This window comes from Pseudonocardia sp. SID8383 (genome assembly GCF_009864975.1).
Lineage (GTDB): Bacteria > Actinomycetota > Actinomycetes > Mycobacteriales > Pseudonocardiaceae > Pseudonocardia > Pseudonocardia alni.
Genome location: NZ_WWFY01000097.1, coordinates 1 through 532, shown reverse-complemented (window position 1 = coordinate 532; position 532 = coordinate 1). Strand labels below are relative to the sequence as shown.

The following is a 532-nucleotide window of genomic DNA, read 5'->3' as shown; positions in this document are numbered from 1 at the left end:
GGCGGCACCCTGTCCGCGGCGTGGCGCACGATGCGGCCCGCGGCCGGCCCGCTGCGCGACTGGGTCGGCGACGGCGGCCGCTACCTCGGGTTCTGTCTGGGCGGCTACCTGGCCGGGGCCACCCCCGGGTTCGGCCTGCTGCCCGGCGACACCGACCGCTGGATCGACTCCCCCGGCGCCACCGTCGGCCACGACGGCGACGCCCTGGTCCGGCTCGACTGGCGCGGCCGCGACCGCACCCTGTTCTTCCAGGACGGCCCGCACTTCCTGCTCGACTCCGGGACCGTCCTCGCCCGCTACCCCGACGGGCTCGTCGCCGCCGCCGTGACCCCGTTCGGGCACGGCCGGGTCGGCGTCGTCGGCCCGCATCCCGAGGCCGGACCCGACTGGTTCGCCGACGCCGGGCTTCCCCAGGCCGACGCCCGCGACCTCGGGCACCAGCTGATCGACGAGGTTCTGACATGACCCGACCGCAACCGCCCGGCAGCCACCGCCGCGGCGCCGACCGCCCCGCGCCGCCCCGGCCGCCCGG

The 532-nt window shown here is 78.8% G+C and carries 1 protein-coding gene; it reads left to right on the top strand.

The features are described 5' to 3' along the window. Positions 1–465: hypothetical protein (locus GTW08_RS02215; RefSeq protein ID WP_202416279.1), on the top strand; the 465-nt coding region annotated here is incomplete at its 5' end. Positions 466–532 lie beyond the last annotated feature (67 nt).